This is a genomic window from Pseudomonas sp. zfem005 (assembly GCF_032621735.1).
Taxonomy (GTDB): Bacteria; Pseudomonadota; Gammaproteobacteria; order Pseudomonadales; family Pseudomonadaceae; genus Metapseudomonas; species Metapseudomonas solani.
The window spans coordinates 600,525-616,914 of record NZ_JAVYJE010000001.1; the positions used below are offsets into that span (position 1 = coordinate 600,525).

General features: G+C 67.1%; 18 protein-coding genes. 11 read left to right on the forward strand and 7 right to left on the reverse strand.

What is annotated here, in order from left to right:
• Position 1: 1 nt before the first annotated feature.
• The 5 genes from exbD to RTW82_RS02835 all read left to right on the forward strand — a co-directional run bounded on the left by exbD (position 2) and on the right by RTW82_RS02835 (position 5,761).
• On the forward strand, positions 2–424 hold the full coding sequence (gene exbD / locus RTW82_RS02815; RefSeq protein WP_021218906.1) for a TonB system transport protein ExbD: 423 nt from the start codon (positions 2–4) through the stop codon (positions 422–424).
• A complete protein-coding gene (locus RTW82_RS02820; RefSeq protein WP_021218905.1) occupies positions 425–1,165 on the forward strand; it encodes an energy transducer TonB in 741 nt (246 codons plus the stop codon).
• An 87-nt stretch (positions 1,166–1,252) separates the two neighbouring features.
• Positions 1,253–2,194, forward strand: a complete 942-nt coding sequence (locus RTW82_RS02825; RefSeq protein WP_021218904.1) for a hydrogen peroxide-inducible genes activator — start codon at positions 1,253–1,255, stop codon at positions 2,192–2,194.
• Positions 2,191–4,266: an ATP-dependent DNA helicase RecG gene (gene recG, locus RTW82_RS02830; protein ID WP_316924181.1), complete on the forward strand. Its 2,076-nt coding sequence runs from the start codon at positions 2,191–2,193 to the stop codon at positions 4,264–4,266. The genes RTW82_RS02825 and recG overlap by 4 nt, the downstream gene beginning before the upstream one ends.
• A gap of 91 nt (positions 4,267–4,357) precedes the next feature.
• Positions 4,358–5,761: an aminoacyl-tRNA deacylase and HDOD domain-containing protein gene (locus RTW82_RS02835; protein WP_316924182.1), complete on the forward strand. Its 1,404-nt coding sequence runs from the start codon at positions 4,358–4,360 to the stop codon at positions 5,759–5,761.
• Positions 5,762–5,849: 88 nt separating this feature from the next.
• Here RTW82_RS02835 and RTW82_RS02840 read toward each other — a convergent pair whose 3' ends face one another.
• The 6 genes from RTW82_RS02840 to RTW82_RS02865 form a co-directional block, all read right to left on the reverse strand.
• The gene (locus RTW82_RS02840; protein ID WP_263400312.1) at positions 5,850–6,572 is read right to left on the reverse strand and encodes a hypothetical protein; all 723 of its coding nucleotides are present in this window, start codon (positions 6,570–6,572) and stop codon (positions 5,850–5,852) included.
• A gap of 106 nt (positions 6,573–6,678) precedes the next feature.
• Positions 6,679–7,071, reverse strand: coding sequence for a hypothetical protein (locus RTW82_RS02845; protein ID WP_031287521.1), 393 nt, complete (start codon positions 7,069–7,071; stop codon positions 6,679–6,681).
• Between the two features lie 135 nt (positions 7,072–7,206).
• Positions 7,207–7,479 (reverse strand): HU family DNA-binding protein, encoded by a 273-nt coding sequence (locus tag RTW82_RS02850; RefSeq protein ID WP_021218870.1) that lies wholly within the window; start codon positions 7,477–7,479, stop codon positions 7,207–7,209.
• 188 nt (positions 7,480–7,667) lie between these two features.
• Positions 7,668–8,816 carry an NAD(P)/FAD-dependent oxidoreductase gene (locus RTW82_RS02855; protein ID WP_021218869.1) on the reverse strand — a complete coding sequence of 383 codons (1,149 nt, stop codon included), beginning with the start codon at positions 8,814–8,816 and terminating at the stop codon, positions 7,668–7,670.
• A gap of 71 nt (positions 8,817–8,887) precedes the next feature.
• Positions 8,888–9,055: a rubredoxin gene (locus tag RTW82_RS02860; protein ID WP_043240950.1), complete on the reverse strand. Its 168-nt coding sequence runs from the start codon at positions 9,053–9,055 to the stop codon at positions 8,888–8,890.
• Positions 9,056–9,304: 249 nt separating this feature from the next.
• Positions 9,305–9,472: a rubredoxin gene (locus tag RTW82_RS02865; RefSeq protein ID WP_184488247.1), complete on the reverse strand. Its 168-nt coding sequence runs from the start codon at positions 9,470–9,472 to the stop codon at positions 9,305–9,307.
• Positions 9,473–9,640: 168 nt separating this feature from the next.
• Here RTW82_RS02865 and RTW82_RS02870 point away from each other — a divergent pair, with 168 nt between their 5' ends.
• Positions 9,641–10,195, forward strand: coding sequence for a chorismate--pyruvate lyase family protein (locus tag RTW82_RS02870; RefSeq protein ID WP_316924183.1), 555 nt, complete (start codon positions 9,641–9,643; stop codon positions 10,193–10,195).
• Positions 10,196–10,222: 27 nt separating this feature from the next.
• Entirely contained in the window at positions 10,223–11,113 is an 891-nt protein-coding gene (ubiA, locus tag RTW82_RS02875) for a 4-hydroxybenzoate octaprenyltransferase (RefSeq protein WP_021218865.1), read from the forward strand.
• 36 nt (positions 11,114–11,149) lie between these two features.
• Here the strand turns inward: ubiA and RTW82_RS02880 are convergent, their stop codons facing one another.
• On the reverse strand, positions 11,150–11,521 hold the full coding sequence (locus RTW82_RS02880) for a hypothetical protein (protein WP_316924184.1): 372 nt from the start codon (positions 11,519–11,521) through the stop codon (positions 11,150–11,152).
• A gap of 269 nt (positions 11,522–11,790) precedes the next feature.
• Here RTW82_RS02880 and phoB point away from each other — a divergent pair, with 269 nt between their 5' ends.
• The 4 genes from phoB (at position 11,791) to RTW82_RS02900 (ending at position 16,390) form a co-directional block, all read left to right on the forward strand.
• Positions 11,791–12,480, forward strand: coding sequence for a phosphate regulon transcriptional regulator PhoB (gene phoB, locus RTW82_RS02885; RefSeq protein ID WP_021218863.1), 690 nt, complete (start codon positions 11,791–11,793; stop codon positions 12,478–12,480).
• Positions 12,481–12,501: 21 nt separating this feature from the next.
• Positions 12,502–13,806, forward strand: coding sequence for a phosphate regulon sensor histidine kinase PhoR (phoR, locus tag RTW82_RS02890; protein ID WP_021218862.1), 1,305 nt, complete (start codon positions 12,502–12,504; stop codon positions 13,804–13,806).
• 92 nt (positions 13,807–13,898) lie between these two features.
• On the forward strand, positions 13,899–15,239 hold the full coding sequence (locus RTW82_RS02895; RefSeq protein ID WP_263400306.1) for a hemolysin family protein: 1,341 nt from the start codon (positions 13,899–13,901) through the stop codon (positions 15,237–15,239).
• Positions 15,240–15,592: 353 nt separating this feature from the next.
• Positions 15,593–16,390 carry an alpha/beta hydrolase gene (locus RTW82_RS02900; RefSeq protein WP_316924185.1) on the forward strand — a complete coding sequence of 266 codons (798 nt, stop codon included), beginning with the start codon at positions 15,593–15,595 and terminating at the stop codon, positions 16,388–16,390.

The window sequence follows — 16,390 nt, forward strand, 5'->3', positions numbered from 1 at the left end:
AATGGGCCTGCATCTGAACGAAGGCGGTGACGATCTCCAGGAAACCCACGAGATCAACGTCACCCCATTCATCGACGTCATGCTGGTGCTGCTGATCATCTTCATGGTCGCAGCGCCCCTGGCCACCGTCGACATCAAGGTCGACCTGCCGGCCTCCACCGCCAAGCCCGCGCCCCGTCCGGACAAGCCGATCTACCTGAGCATCAAGGAAGACCAGAGCCTGTACCTGGACAACATCCAGGTCCCACAGGAAAGACTGGGCGCCGAACTCGACAAGCTGACCAACGCCGACAAGGACAAGACCATCTTCGTCCGCGGCGACAAGTCGGTCGATTACGGCAAGCTGATGGAAGTGATGGACGCCATGCGTGGCGCCGGTTACCTGAAAATCGGCCTGGTGGGACTCGAGACGGTCGGGAAGTAAATGAGCGAGGTCAAACGCACCCTCTCGTGGTCCACCAGCTTCCTCGTGATACTGGGCATCCATGCCCTGGTGTTCTGGTGGGCGCTGTTCTGGCATGCCACAGTCGAACCCATCGAACTGCCGCCGGCGGCCATGATGATCGAGCTGGAGCCACTGCCCGCACCGGCCCCGATGCCCACTCCGCCGCCGCCCCCGCGCGTCGAGCCGGAGCCGGACCCGCTGCCCAAGCTGGCCGAGGCGCCCAAGCCGACCATCGCCATCGCCCCCAAGCCGAAGCCCAAGCCGAAGCCGCCGAAACCCAAGCCCCCGGAGCCCAAGCCCGAGCAGAAGCCCCAGGAGCAGGAGTCGGTCAAGGAAACGGTCTCCGCGCCGACCACCGCCGCCCCCAGTGACGACAAGCCGGCCGCACCGCAGCAGAGCATGGCCAGCGCGCCCTCCCAGGCCAAGGAAACCTGGCAGAGCAAGCTGATGGCTCACCTGGCCCGCTTCAAGAAGTACCCGGAAGACGCCCGTCGCCGGAACTTCGAAGGCGTCAACCGCCTGCGCTTCACCGTGGATGGCGAAGGCAAGGTCACGGCCTACAGCATCACCGGCAAGTCGGGCAGCGCCTCCCTGGATCGCGCCACCCTGGAAATGATCCGCCGCGCCCAGCCGTTGCCGCCGCCACCGCCGGAACTGCTGACCAACGGCGTGCTGGAAGTGACGGCACCCTTCGTCTACTCGCTGGACCGTCGCCGCTGAGTGAATCCGCCCCCGCAAAGGGGGCGGCTGCTGTTGGTTCCATTGAGAGCAGCCGCTATGCTTGGGCCACTCCAATGGAATAAGACTATGACCCTCACCGAACTGCGCTACATCGTCACCCTCGCCCAGGAACAGCACTTCGGCCGTGCAGCGGAACGCTGCCACGTCAGCCAGCCGACCCTGTCGGTGGGTGTGAAGAAGCTCGAGGACGAGCTGGGCGTGCTGATCTTCGAGCGCAGCAAGAGCGCCGTGCGCCTGACCCCGGTCGGCGAGGGCATCGTCACCCAGGCGCAGAAGGTCCTCGAACAGGCCCAGGGCATCCGCGAACTGGCCCAGGCCGGCAAGAACCAGCTCACCGCACCGCTCAAGGTCGGCGCCATCTACACCGTCGGCCCCTACCTGTTCCCGCACCTGATTCCCCAGCTGCATCGCGTCGCACCACAGATGCCGCTGTACATCGAAGAAAACTTCACCCACGTGCTGCGCGACAAGCTGCGCACCGGCGAGCTGGATGCCATCATCATCGCGCTGCCTTTCGCCGAAGCCGATGTACTGACCAAACCGCTCTACGACGAACCCTTCTACGTGCTGCTGCCGGCTAACCACCCCTGGACGGCGAAGAAGACCATCGACAGCGAGCTGCTCAACGACAAGAGCCTGCTGCTGCTCGGCGAAGGCCACTGCTTCCGCGACCAGGTGCTGGAAGCCTGTCCCACCCTGCGCAAGGGCGGCGAGGACAGCGCCAAGCACACGACGGTCGAATCCAGCTCCCTGGAAACCATCCGCCACATGGTCGCCTCCGGCCTCGGCGTATCGATCCTGCCGTTCTCCGCCGTCGACAGCCACCACTACGCCCCCGGCGTGATCGAGATCCGCCCGCTGACGCCGCCGGTGCCGTTCCGCACCGTCGCCATCGCCTGGCGCGCCAGCTTCCCGCGCCCGCGCGCCATCGAAGTACTGGCCGACTCCATCCGCCTTTGCTCGGTCGCACGTCCGGAGCAGGCACAGGCCGAACCGCAACCGGCATGACCGAGCTCGCGCAAGTCCCCGTCACCGTGCTCAAGGGCGTCGGTGACGCCCTGGCGGAAAAGCTCGCCAAGGTCGGCCTGGAAAACCTTCAGGACATCCTCTTCCACCTCCCGCTGCGCTACCAGGACCGCACCCGCGTGGTGCCCATCGGCGCCCTGCGCCCGGGCCAGGACGCGGTGGTCGAAGGCACCGTCACCGGCGCCGACGTGGTCATGGGCAAGCGCCGCAGCCTGCTGGTACGCCTGCACGACGGCACCGGCGCGCTCAGCCTGCGCTTCTACCACTTCAGCAATGCGCAGAAGGAAGGCCTCAAGCGCGGCACCCAGCTGCGCTGCTACGGCGAAGCCCGCCCCGGCGCCTCGGGCCTGGAGATCTACCACCCCGAGTACCGCGCGCTGAATGGCGAGGAACCGGCCCCGGTGGAGCAGACCCTGACGCCCATCTACCCAACCACCGAAGGCCTGACCCAGCAGCGCCTGCGCCAGCTCAGCCAGCTGGCCCTGGCGCGCCTGGGGCCAGAGAGCCTACCGGACTGGCTGCCGGAGGAGCTGGCCCGCGACTACCGCCTGGGCCCGCTGGACGAAGCCATCCGCTACCTGCACCGGCCGCCGCCGGACGCCGACCTCGACGAACTCGCCGAAGGCCAGCACTGGGCCCAGCACCGCCTCGCCTTCGAAGAGCTGCTCACCCACCAGCTCTCCCTGCAGCGCCTGCGGGAAACCCAGCGCGCCCAGCAGGCACCACAACTGCCGCCTGCGAAGAAGCTGCCGCAGCGCTACCTGGCGAATCTCGGCTTCACGCCCACCGGCGCCCAGCAACGGGTCGGCGCCGAAATCGCCTACGACCTCGCCCAGCCCGAGCCCATGCTGCGCCTGGTGCAGGGCGACGTCGGCGCCGGCAAGACGGTGGTCGCGGCCCTGGCCGCCCTGCAGGCCCTGGAGGCCGGCTACCAGGTCGCCCTGATGGCGCCCACCGAGATCCTCGCCGAGCAGCACTTCCTCAACTTCAGCAAGTGGCTGCAGCCGCTGGGCATCGAGGTCGCCTGGCTCGCCGGCAAGCTCAAGGGCAAGGCCCGGGCCGCCGCGCTGGAGCAGATCGCCGCCGGCACCCCCATGGTGGTCGGCACCCATGCGCTGTTCCAGGACGAGGTGCAGTTCAAGCGCCTGGCCCTGGTGATCATCGACGAACAGCACCGCTTCGGCGTGCAGCAGCGCCTGGCCCTGCGCAAGAAGGGCATCGACGGCCGCCTCAGCCCGCACCAGCTGATCATGACCGCCACGCCCATCCCGCGAACGCTGGCCATGAGCGCCTACGCCGACCTCGACACCTCGATCCTCGACGAGCTGCCCCCCGGGCGTACGCCGGTGAACACCGTGCTGGTGGCCGACAACCGTCGCATCGAAGTGATCGAACGCGTTCGCGCCGCCTGCCAGGAAGGCCGCCAGGCCTATTGGGTCTGCACCCTGATCGAAGAATCCGAAGAGCTCACCTGCCAGGCGGCGGAAACCACCTTCGAAGAGCTGTCTTCCGCCCTCGGCGAGCTGCGCGTGGGGCTGATCCACGGCCGCATGAAAGCACCGGAAAAAGCGGCGGTGATGAACGAGTTCAAGGAAGGCAAGCTGCAACTGCTGGTCGCCACCACCGTCATCGAGGTGGGCGTCGACGTGCCCAACTCCAGCCTGATGATCATCGAGAACCCCGAACGCCTCGGCCTCGCCCAGCTGCACCAGCTGCGCGGGCGTGTCGGGCGGGGCAGCGCCGCCAGCCACTGCGTGCTGCTCTATCACCCGCCGCTGTCACAGCTCGGACGCGAGCGCCTGGGCATCATGCGTGAAACCAGCGATGGCTTCGTCATCGCCGAGAAGGACCTGGAACTGCGCGGCCCCGGCGAAATGCTCGGCATCCGGCAGACCGGGCTGCTGCAGTTCAAGGTTGCCGACCTGATGCGCGACGCCGACCTGCTGCCGGCGGTGCGCGACGCCGCGCAAGCCTTGATGGAACGCTGGCCGCAGCATGTGAGTCCGTTATTGGAGCGCTGGTTGCGACACGGCCAGCAATACGGTCAAGTGTGACGCAGCGCACACTGCGCTGGTCGCCTGACCCATCAGTCACCCAGGCCGCTCGTTATACTCCGGGCAGTCGTTTTTTCGCTGGATGCTACCCATGACCGAAGTCGCTCTCGCTCCAGATACAGAACCCCAAGCCCCGTCGGTGATCCTGCAATTGCTGGACAAGCTGGGCCTGCCCTACCAGATACGCCTCGAAGAGCCCTCCCTGGAGCCGGCCCGCCGCGTACAGGCAGTTCTGCTGGAAGACGCCGTCGGCACCCTGCTGGTGTTCTACCCGCGCAACCAGTTGCTGGACCTCAACCGCCTCGCCGAACTGACCGGGCGCAAGCTGGTGGCCGTGAAGCCGGAGCGCTTCGACCGCATGCTCGGCAAGCACGACCTCAACACCCTGCCGGCCCTGCCGCCGCTGACCAGCTCGCCCTGCCTGTACGACGAGCGCCTGCTGCAGGAGCCGCTGCTGCTGATCGAGTCCGGGCACGCCGGCGTGTTGCTGGAACTGGCCGCCGAAGACTTCCGCCAGCTGCTCAGCAAGGCCAGCGCTGCCCGTTTCGGCGTGCCGCTGAGCAGCATCCGCCTCAACCTCGATCGCCCTGACGACGACCGCGCCGAAATCACCCAGGCGGTCCAGGCCTTCACCGCCCGCCGCATCCAGCAGCGCCTCGAGGAAACCATCGAGATTCCGCCGCTGCCGGAAACCGCGCAAAAGATCATCAAGCTGCGGGTCGATCCCAACGCCACCGTCGACGACATCACCGGCGTGGTCGAAACCGACCCGGCCCTGGCCGCCCAGGTGGTGAGCTGGGCCGCGTCGCCCTACTACGCGGCCCCCGGCAAGATCCGCTCGGTGGAAGACGCCATCGTCCGCGTGCTGGGCTTCGACCTGGTGATCAACCTGGCCCTCGGCCTGGCCCTGGGCAAGACCCTCAGCCTACCGCGCGAACAGCCGCAGCACGCCACGCCCTACTGGCACCAGGCGATCTACACCGCTGCAGTGATCGAAGGCCTGACCCGCGCCATTCCCCGCGCCCAGCGTCCCGAAGCCGGCCTGACCTACCTCGGCGGCCTGCTGCACAACTTCGGCTACCTGGTGCTGGCCCATGTCTTCCCGCCGCACTTCTCGCTGATCTGCCGCCACCTGGAGGTCAACCCGCACCTGGCCCACGGCTATGTCGAGCAGCACCTGCTGGGCATCACCCGCGAGCAGATCGGCAGCTGGCTGATGCGCTTCTGGGACATGCCCGAAGAACTGGCCACCAGCCTGCGCTTCCAGCACGACCCGCACTACGACGGCGACCATGCCGCCTACCCGAACCTGGTGTGCCTGGCGGTCAGCCTGCTGCGCTCCCGTGGCATCGGTACCGGCCCGGTGGAGGAAATCCCTGACGAGCTGTTCGAGCGCCTGGGCCTCTCCCGCGACAAGGCCGAGGAATCGGTGAGCAAGGTGCTGGAAGCCGAAGCCGCACTGCGCGAACTGGCTTCCCAGTTCACGCCCCACTGAGTGGCGTGAAGCGGTTGTAGAAAAGGGGCCTCGCGGCCCCTTTTTCATGGGTTCAGTTCCATGGCTGCACCCCGCAGCCCGTCCCGCACTACTTCAACAACGCCCGGCGCTTGGCGAAGACACCGGGGAAGGCCTCCAGGCTCAATGCCAGCAGCTGCTTGACCGCCGGGCGCTCGTAGAGCTCCGCGTAAGCCTGTACCTGGTCGCTGGGCATCTGCCGGTAGGCATAGAGCATGAAGGACTCCACCGCCTGCTCGCTGCTGGCGCGGATGCCTTCGGCCTGCTTGGCGGTCTGCTCGGCCAGGGCCTTCTCGCTGATCTTCTCGCCGCGCTGGCGCAGGGTCAGCATGGCCAGGGTCTTGCCCACCTCATAGCGCAGCAAGGACGCCAGGTCGGTGGTCCGTGCGGCCTTGTCGAGCCGGCGCACCAGCCCCAGCCGATCGGCCCGGGGCGGCTTGTCGGCCAGTTGGGTGCGGTAGGCGGCCAGGCCTTCACCCACATCGCGCTCGGCGGCGGTGAAGCGCTGCGCCAGGGGGCTGTCGAGGGCCGCCTCCACCTGGGCGAGCTGCTCGGCACTCACTTTCGGCGCAATGGCGCTGGCGAGGTCACGGCACATGGCATCGGCTTCGAAGGCCTTGTTCAGCTGCTTCAGGTAACGCTCCGGCGCGCTGCGCTGCAACAGCGGCCCGCTCTGCTCGCAGAGCAGGCGCACACCGGCCAGTTCGAAGGCCTTGGTCAGATCATCGGGTTTCGGGGCCGCAAAGGCGGCGAGGCTGCCAAGCAGCAGCGGAAGAGCGAGAAGGGCGCGCATGGACTGGATTCCGTCAGGACGAGCGCCCTCGACAGAGAAGGGCACACACGGATCAGCCTAGCGAAAGGGCCGCGCGCCGACCAGCAGCGCAGCGACCGAATGCGGATCAGGCAGCCTTTTTGGCGGCGGCTTTCTTCTTCGGCACCAGGTACTTGGTCAGGCCCTGGAACCAGATCACCAGCGCCGGGTTGCCCTGGATCTGGATGTCCTTGTTCTGGATGCCCTGCATGAAGGCCAGCTGCTTGTTCTTGGCGTTCATGGTGGCGAAACCGTAGGCACCATCCTTGAAGCCGATGGCGAAGGCCGGAGCCTCGGCGGTGCCGCGCTTGCTGGTCACACGCTGGTCCTTGACGATGAAATGCCGCGCGACCTTGCCGTCCAGGGTATGCAACTGAAACACCAGGTCCTTGCCGGCGAGCTGCTCCTGAAAAGCGGCGTTGTCACGGCTGGCCTTGGCCATCAGGCGGCCCAGCATCCAGAGTAGAAGACGGAATTTCATGCGCACGAGCCTCGGCTGAAAATGGAACGGCGGCGCATTGTAGCGGTTTGCGAGCGGGACTACAGCCAGACTTGGGATGGGTGAAAGGGCTGTCAGATCACGCCCGGAGCCTGGCGGCCCCGGGCGTCCATGGCCTTAGTTGACCGCGTCCTTCAGGGACTTGCCCGGCTTGAAGGCAACGGTGTTGCTGGCCTTGATCTTGACCGGTTGACCGGTCTGGGGGTTCTTGCCAGTGCGAGCACCGCGATGGCGCTGCAGGAAGGTGCCGAAACCGACCAGGGTCACACTGTCCTTGCGGTTCAGCGCGCTGGTGATTTCTTCGAGAACGGCGTTGAGTACACGATTGGCCTGATCCTTGGTGAGATCGGCCTTTTCGGCGATGGCGGCGGCGAGTTCCGGTTTACGCATAGATGCCTCTTTGACGGTTTGTTGTTTTTGTGTCCGTGCTGTTCATCCAGAACAGCGCCCAAGGCGCCGCAACAGCTCTGCGCTGCGGCAGACCAGAGGGAGGATGGCATGCTGCAAAGGGCCGCGCCAGTGTTGTCCGACAGTTTTGGACGCGAACCCGAGGACTATTCCGACAGAAGGCCGGCGATTCACGCCAGCAGGGGAGGCAGTTCACGGTTCAGGGCCAGCTTCTCCTGCACCGCCGCGCCGGTCAGGGCGTAGCCCAGCAGGCGGCCGCCGGCATCGCGGCACAGCGCCTTGATGTCGGCGCCAGAGCCCTCCACGCTCCAGGCCCCCTCCGTGCCACGGGGCGGCGGCGATACCACCAAGGGGCAGGCCGGGGTCTTCACCGTCACCGGCATCGGCCCGTAGCTCACCGCCGTGGCATTGCCCGCCAGGGTCTGCGCCAGGGCACGGGCACAGGCCATCAGCGGCATCACATAAAGCAGGTTGATGCCATCCACTTCGGCGCAATCGCCCAGGGCGTAGACGTTGGCGTGGGAGGTCTTCAGGTGGCGGTCCACCATCACCCCGCGATTCACATCCAGCCCGGCCGCGGCGGCCAGGGCGATGCGCGGGCGCAGGCCGACCGCCGAGATCACCAGATCACAGGCGATGCGGGTGCCATCGGACAGGTGCGCGTCCAGGCCGTCACCAGCGTGGTTGAGGCTGGCCAGCACCGGGCCCAGGTGGAAGCGCGTGCCCAGGCCTTCGAGGCCGGCCTGTACCGCCGCTGCGGCCGCCGGGTGCAGCAGGCCGGGCATGACCTGCTCGCAGGGGGCCACGAGCTCCACTTCGAAGCCACCCAGGGTCAGGTCGTTGGCGAACTCGCAACCGATCAGGCCGGCACCGAGGATCAGCACGCGCTTCTTGCCCGCCGCCGCCACGCGGAAGCGGGCGTAGTCTTCGAGGTCGTTGATCGGGAACACCGCGTCTTCGGCGTCGCCTTCCACCGGCACGCGGATCACCTCGGCGCCCCAGGCCAGCACCAGGTCGCGGTACTCCACCGCCTCCTCGCCTATCCACAGACGACGGTGGCCCGCGTCGATGCCGGTGATGCGGGTATGGGTGCGGATCTCGGCCTTCAGCTGGTCGGCCATGGCACCGGCTTCGGCCATGGCCAGGCCGTCGGCGTCCTTGTTCTTGCCGAAGCCGGTGGACAGCATCGGCTTGGAGTAGGAGCGGCCGTCGTCGGCGCTGATCAGCAACAGCGGGGTTTCGCCATCCAGCTTGCGGAATTCCTTGGCCAGGTTGTAGCCGGCCAGGCCGGTCCCGACTATCACCACGGGTGCACTCATTACTCACTCCTCAGCTGCAAAACGACGCGACGGCCCACGGGCCGTCGCTGAATATCGGGGGTTGTCGCGGATCAGGCGATCTCGATCATCTCGAAGTCGACCTTGCCCACGCCGCAATCGGGGCAGACCCAGTCCGGGGGGATGTCTTCCCAGCGCGTGCCCGGGGCGATGCCCTCTTCCGGCAGGCCCTGGGCCTCGTCGTAGATGAAGCCGCAAACCACGCATTGCCACTTGCGCATAAGCACCTCCGCCCGGCGGAAAAACCGTTGAGACCCTACTCCAATTGCGAACCCCTCGCCAAGGCTTGGCGCGGCCCGCCCGACGGAGGTTGGGCTCGGGTGGCGGTAAGAAAGGAGACACCATGGGCGTCGATGAACCCGAGGCTTCGCGGTGGGCAAGCAGGGCGAGGGCCTGGAGCGCTTCTTCAGCCACGCGGGCCGGAAGCAGGGGATACGGGCCCGCCACAGAACGTGGGGGCCCGGGAGGGATCAGCCGATTTCGATCATCTCGAAGTCCAGCTTGCCGACGCCGCAGTCGGGGCACAGCCAGTCGGCCGGCACGTCTTCCCAGCGGGTACCCGCGGCGATGCCGTCATCCGGCCAGCCCTGGGATTCGTCATAGATCAGACCACAGACCACGCATTGCCACTTTTTCATTATCGTCCTCGGCGGAACTCACGGTTTGGCGCGCAACCTATACCAAACGCGGCACAGCGCCAAGACGCCGGGCGACGGGATGAAGCCCGCCTGCGGCAACCCGCCGCCCCACGAAACGCCCCTGGCGCCGTGTTAGACTCCCGCGCCGCCCAAACCGCCAGGACCATCGTGCCAGACGCCGCCCTCGCCCATCCGCCCCGCTGGCTCAGCGCCACGCAACTGCATCCCGCGCCCGCCGCCGGCCTGCGTGACTGGCTGTTCGACCAGGGCTCGCTGACCCGCCGCCTCACCGCCCTCTCGGCCGACGCCTTCAGCGTCACCCCGCTGGTGGAAGGCTGGCAGGTGCTGCGCAATGACGAATGCATCGCCCTCGGCGTGCCCGACGGCAGCCAGGGCTGGGTCCGCGAGGTCTACCTGCGCGGGCACGGCGAAGCCTGGGTATTCGCCCGCAGCGTGGCGGCCCGCAGCGCCCTGGAAGGCTCCGGCCTGGCCCTGGGCGAGCTGGGCAGCCGCTCCCTCGGCGAGCTGCTGTTCAGTGACCGCGCCTTCGCCCGCGGCACCATCGAAGTCACCCGCTATCCCGCTGCCTGGTTGCCCGCCGAGGTGCGCGCCGAACGCCTATGGGGGCGTCGCTCCTGCTTCCGCCGTGGCGAGCTGGCGGTGCTGGTGGCCGAGATATTCCTGCCAACCCTGTGGCAGCACGCCGGCATCGAAACCCTATAATCCGCCCACGCCCAGCGGAGACCGCCGATGTACCTCAAGCTCCTGCAATCGCTCAACCGCCTGCACCCCCGCGCCTGGGACTTCATCCAGCTGACGCGCATGGACAAGCCCATCGGCATCTACCTGCTGCTCTGGCCCACCCTCTGGGCGCTGTGGGTCGCCGGTGAGGGCCGCCCGAGCCTGAAGAACGTGCTGGTGTTCGTCGTCGGCGTGGTGCTGATGCGCGCCGCCGGCTGCGTGATCAACGACTACGCCGACCGCAACTTCGACGGCCACGTCAACCGCACCAAGGCCCGGCCCCTGGCCAGCGGCGCGATCAAGCCGCGCGAGGCGCTGGTGTTCTTCGCCGTGCTGGTGGCCCTCAGTTTCGGCCTGGTGCTGCTGACCAACGCCACCACCATCTGGCTGTCCTTCGGCGGCCTGGCCCTGGCCGCCTGCTACCCCTTCATGAAGCGCTACACCTTCTACCCCCAGGTGGTGCTCGGCGCGGCCTTCTCCTGGGGCATGCCCATGGCCTTCACCGCCGAGACCGGCGAGCTGCCGGCAGCGGCCTGGCTGCTGTACATCGCCAACCTGCTGTGGACCGTGGCCTACGACACCTACTACGCGATGACCGACCGCGAGGACGACCTGAAGATCGGAGTGAAATCCACCGCCATCCTCTTCGGCGACGCCGACCGCATCATCATCGCCACCCTCCAGGGCCTGGCGCTGCTGTGCCTGCTCCTGGCCGGCAGCCGCTTCGAGCTGGGCCTGTGGTTCCACCTCGGCCTGCTCGGCGCCGCCGCCTGCTTCGCCTGGGAATCCTGGAGCACGCGCACGCGGGACCCGCAGGCCTGCTTCAAGGCCTTCCTGCACAACCACTGGGCGGGGATGGCGATCTTCATCGGCCTGGTGGCCGACTACGCGCTGCGCTGAGCCAGCGCAACGCGGGTCGCGGGTGCAGGGGCAGGCTCAGGGCTTGGCCAGGTGCCAGACCTGCATCTTGCCGTCGCCGGTCTTGTCGCCGGCCTTCTTGTCCATGATGAAGGTGTAGAGCGGTTTGCCGTCGTAGGCCCACTGGCTGGTGCCGTCATCGCGCTTGACCAGGCTCCACTTACCCTCGGCCTTGGCGCCGGCCTCGGCCATCAGCGGCGGCCAGTTCTTCGCGCATTCGCCGCTGCAGTGGGACATGCCCATGGCGTCCTTGTCGAAGGTGTACAGCGTCATGCCCTGGTGATCCACCAGCATGCCGTCCTTCTCCATCGCCGGTTCTGCCGCCAGCAACGGCCAGGACAGCAACGCGCCAGCCAGCATGGCCAGCGCCTGTGGATAAGTTCTGCTCATCGCATTTCTCCTCGCAAGGGTCCGCTTCGGCCCGGCAACCACCGACCCGGGACGGGGTGCGGCGGGCAGGCAGCCGGTGCCCTGGCAGGGCATCGCGTCAGGCCGGCTCCGGCTGTGCGCCGGTGGCCCGTTGAGCATAGTCGAGGCCGGCGCGCCGCCCGTCGCTGCCCGGGCGAGGCCATCCCGCTACATGCCGGTGTCATATAGCTGCAATAATTCCGTTATCTAATGCGCGCAAACCAGCTGAACAAGCGACCCGAGGCGGATACATGGTTGGCAAGAACATCCTGATAGTCGACGACGAAGCGCCCATCCGCGAAATGATCGCGGTAGCCCTGGAAATGGCCGGCTACGAGTGCCTGGAAGCGGAGAACACCCAGCAGGCGCACGCCATCATCGTCGACCGCAAACCCGACCTGATCCTCCTCGACTGGATGCTTCCCGGCACCTCCGGCATCGAGCTGGCCCGGCGCCTGAAGCGAGATGAGCTGACCGGCGACATCCCGATCATCATGCTCACCGCCAAGGGCGAAGAGGACAACAAGATCCAGGGCCTGGAAGTCGGCGCCGACGACTACATCACCAAGCCCTTCTCGCCCCGCGAGCTGGTGGCCCGCCTCAAGGCCGTGCTGCGTCGCGCCGGCCCCACCGACAGCGAAGCGCCGATCGAAATCCGCGGCCTGCTGCTGGACCCCATCAGCCACCGCGTGACCATCGACGGCAAGCCCGCCGAGATGGGCCCCACCGAGTACCGCCTGCTGCAGTTCTTCATGACCCACCAGGAGCGCGCCTACACCCGTGGCCAGCTGCTGGACCAGGTCTGGGGCGGCAACGTCTATGTCGAGGAGCGCACCGTCGACGTACACATCCGCCGCCTGCGCAAGGCGCTGGGCGACGCCTACGAAAACCTGGTGCAGACGGTACGCGGCACCGGCTATCGTTTCTCCACCAAAGGCTGACCCCGCACAAGGACGCACCCGTTGAACCAGGACTGGCGTCGCGCCGTAATCCGCCGTTTGCTCCTCCTGCTAGCCGTCTGCCTGATCGCCGGAGCCCTCTCCGGCGAATACGGCTGGGCCCTGGCCGTCGGCCTCGGTGGCTACCTCGGCTGGACCCTCAGCCAGCTCCTGCGCCTGCACAAGTGGCTCAAGGAACACAAACCCGACGAGCCGCCGCCGGATGGCTACGGCCTCTGGGGCGAAGTGTTCGACAGCATCTATCACCTGCAACGCCGTGATCAGCGCGTGCGCGGCCGCCTGCAAGCGGTGATCGACCGCGTGCAGGAATCCACCGCCGCCCTCAAGGACGCCGTGGTCATGCTCGACAGCGAGGGCAACCTCGACTGGTGGAACCGCGCCGCGGAAAACCTGCTGGGCCTGAAGACGCCCCAGGACAGCGGCCAGCCGGTGACCAACCTGATCCGCCACCCGCGCTTCAAGGAATACTTCGAGCAGGAAAACTACCGCGAGTCCCTCGACCTGCCGTCACCGGTCAACGACCGCCTGCGCCTGCAGTTCCACATCACCCAGTACGGCAACCGCGAGCACCTGATGCTGGTGCGCGACGTCACCCGCATCCACCAGCTGGAACAGATGCGCAAGGACTTCGTCGCCAACGTCTCCCACGAGCTGCGCACCCCGCTGACGGTGATCGCCGGCTACCTGGAAACCCTGCTGGACAACGTCGAGGACGTGAACCCCCGCTGGACCCGCGCCCTGCAGCAGATGAATTCCCAGGCCGGGCGCATGCAGAACCTGCTCAACGACCTGCTGCTGCTGGCCAAGCTGGAAGCCACCGACTACCCCTCGGACAACCAGCCCATCGCCGTCGACACCCTGCTGCAGAGCATCCGCAACGATGCCGTCGCCCTGTCCGGCAGCCGCCAGCACAGGATCACCCTCGAAGCCGACGCCAGCTACCAGCTGCGCGGCAGCGAGGCCGAGTTGCGCAGCGCCTTCTCCAACCTGGTGTTCAACGCCGTCAAGTACACCCCCGATGGCGGCGACGTGCGCATCCGCTGGTGGGGCGACGAACTGGGCGCGCACCTGGCGGTGCAGGACTCCGGCATCGGCATCGAGAGCAAGCACCTGCCGCGCCTCACCGAGCGCTTCTACCGGGTCGACTCCAGCCGCGCCAGCAACACCGGCGGCACCGGCCTGGGCCTGGCCATCGTCAAGCACGTGCTGATCCGCCACCGCGGCCGCCTCGACATCAGCTCGGTGCTCAACCACGGCAGCACCTTCACCTGCCATTTCCCGCCCAGCCAGGTCGCGCCGCGCGCTTGAACGCGGCACCGGGCCCGGACAGGGCCCGGCGTCTTGCAAACTGCGGTCCCAGCCCTCACCCTTAGCCGATCATTCGCTGACCAAAGCCCCCAATGGACCCGTCCCCCGCTAGTTCACTGTCTTCCTATTTCGCCGACTTCGGCCTCGTTCTGTTCGCCCTGTTCCTCGTCGTGCTCAACGGTTTCTTCGTGGCCGCCGAGTTCGCCATGGTCAAGCTGCGCGCCACCCGCGTCGAAGCCATCGCCGACAAGCACGGCTGGCGGGGCAGCATCCTGCGCACCGTGCACAACCAGCTGGACGCCTACCTCTCGGCCTGCCAGCTGGGCATCACCCTCGCGTCCCTCGGCCTCGGCTGGGTCGGCGAACCGGCCTTCGCCCACCTGCTCGGCCCGCTGCTCAGCGCCTTCGGCATCGAGTCGGAGAAGCTGGCCCACGGCATCTCCTTCTTCACCGCCTTCTTCATCATTTCCTACCTGCACATCGTGGTCGGCGAGCTGGCGCCCAAATCCTGGGCCATCCGCAAACCCGAGTTGCTGTCGCTGTGGACGGCGGTGCCGCTGTACCTCTTCTACTGGCTGATGTACCCGGCCATCTGGCTGCTCAACGCCAGCGCCAACGCCATCCTGCGCATCGCCGGCCAGGGCGAGCCCGGCCCGCACCACGAGCACCACTACAGCCGCGACGAGCTCAAGCTGATCCTCCACTCCAGCCGCGCCCGCGACCCCAGCGACCAGGACATGCGCGTACTCGCCTCCGCCGTGGAGATGGGCGAACTGGAAGTGGTCGACTGGGCCAACTCCCGCGAAGACCTGATCTACCTGGAGCACGACGCGCCGCTGGCCGACATCCTCAGCGTGATCCGTCGCCACAAGTACAGCCGCTACCCGGTGCACAACGCCCAGACCGGCGAGTTCATCGGCGTGCTGCACATCAAGGACCTGCTCCTGGCCCTCTCCGCCCTGGACAGCCTCCCCGAATCCTTCGACCTCGGAGAGCTGACCCGCCCGGTGGAGCGCGTCACCAAGCACATGCCGCTGTCGCGCCTGCTGGAGCAGTTCCGCCAGGGTGGCGCGCACTTCGCCCTGGTCGAGGAGGCCGACGGCAAGGTGGTCGGCTTCCTGACCATGGAAGACGTGCTCGAAGTGCTGGTCGGCGATATCCAGGACGAACACCGCAAGACCGAACGCGGCATCCTCGCCTACCAGCCCGGCAAGCTGCTGGTGCGTGGCGACACCCCGCTGTTCAAGATGGAGCGCCTGCTGGGCATCGACCTCGACCACGTCGAGGCGGACACCCTCGCCGGCCTGATCTACGAAACCCTCAACCGCGTCCCCGAGGAAGAGGAAGTGCTGGAGACCGAAGGGCTGCGCATCATCGTCAAGAAGATGAAGGGCCCGAAGATCGTCCTCGCCAAGGTGGTCAGCATCGACTGATCCACCACTCGCTACGAAAAACGGGGCCCACGGGCCCCGTTCTCGTTCCCGCCTGGGCACAGGATGGGCGTAGGTGCGGCGTAGGGTGGGCCGGGCGGCGCTCCGCTTCAGCCCACCGCTCCATCGATCCCCCACCTCAACCTCCCCCTGACCGCCCTTCCCTGATCTAGAGTTCACCTGCACCCGCCGTTTCGCTTGCGCCTGGTCCCTGAACCCCGGCGCTGGCGTGCGATGCCGTCGGCCTCCCGTGCTGAACCCCCTCATCAACGCTGCGGTGTCTCACGGGTTCCGGTCACGGCCGCACATCGCCGGGCCGTGGCCGGCCCCTCGCCGCAAGGAACGCGGAGTCGCTCATGATCATCATCAGTTCACGCAAGGACTTCTCCAACCCGGACCAACTCTCCGAGACCGGCCACCTGATACGCGAGGTGGACCTGGCCAACGACACGGTCACGGCGGTGCTGGACTTCAAGGACCTGCTGCACCTGGTAAAGGGCAAGCGCCTGCTCCTGCTGGTGCACGGCTACAACAACGAGCAGTTCGAGGTGTTCGACTCCTACCAGGTGATCGAGCAACAGGCCATGGTCCACCTCGCCGACGCCTACGACATGGTGCTCGGCTACTCCTGGCCCGGCGGCGACCAGAAGCTCGACTGGTGGCAGGCGAAGAAACGCGCCAATGCCGTGGCGCGGATGTTCCGCTTCCTGCTGGACAACCTCTACGGGGATGCCGCCGCCGTGGACGTGATGTCCCACAGCCTCGGCGCGCGGGTCACCCTCAAGGCCCTCAAGGGCTCACCCGGGCGCATCGTGCGCAACTACTTCTGCACGGCGCCGGCTGTGGATAACGAATGCTTCGAAAGCGACGAGGAGTTCGCCGACGCCATCCCCTCCTGCGAGCGGGTGTACATCTTCCACTCCTCGCGGGACGAGGTGCTGCGCTTCGCCTACGCCTCCTCCGAGCATGACCTGGCCCTGGGCCTCTACGGCCCCGAAGACAAGACCTACATCGAAGTGGCCACCCGCACGGTGTTCGTCGCCAACTGCAAGAAGGTGGTCTCCAACCATGGCGGCTACAAGCGCGCGGGGGCGGTGTACAGCTACATCCAGGCCAGCTTCGCCGGTGGCCTGCAGCGCTTCGTCACCCTGTGA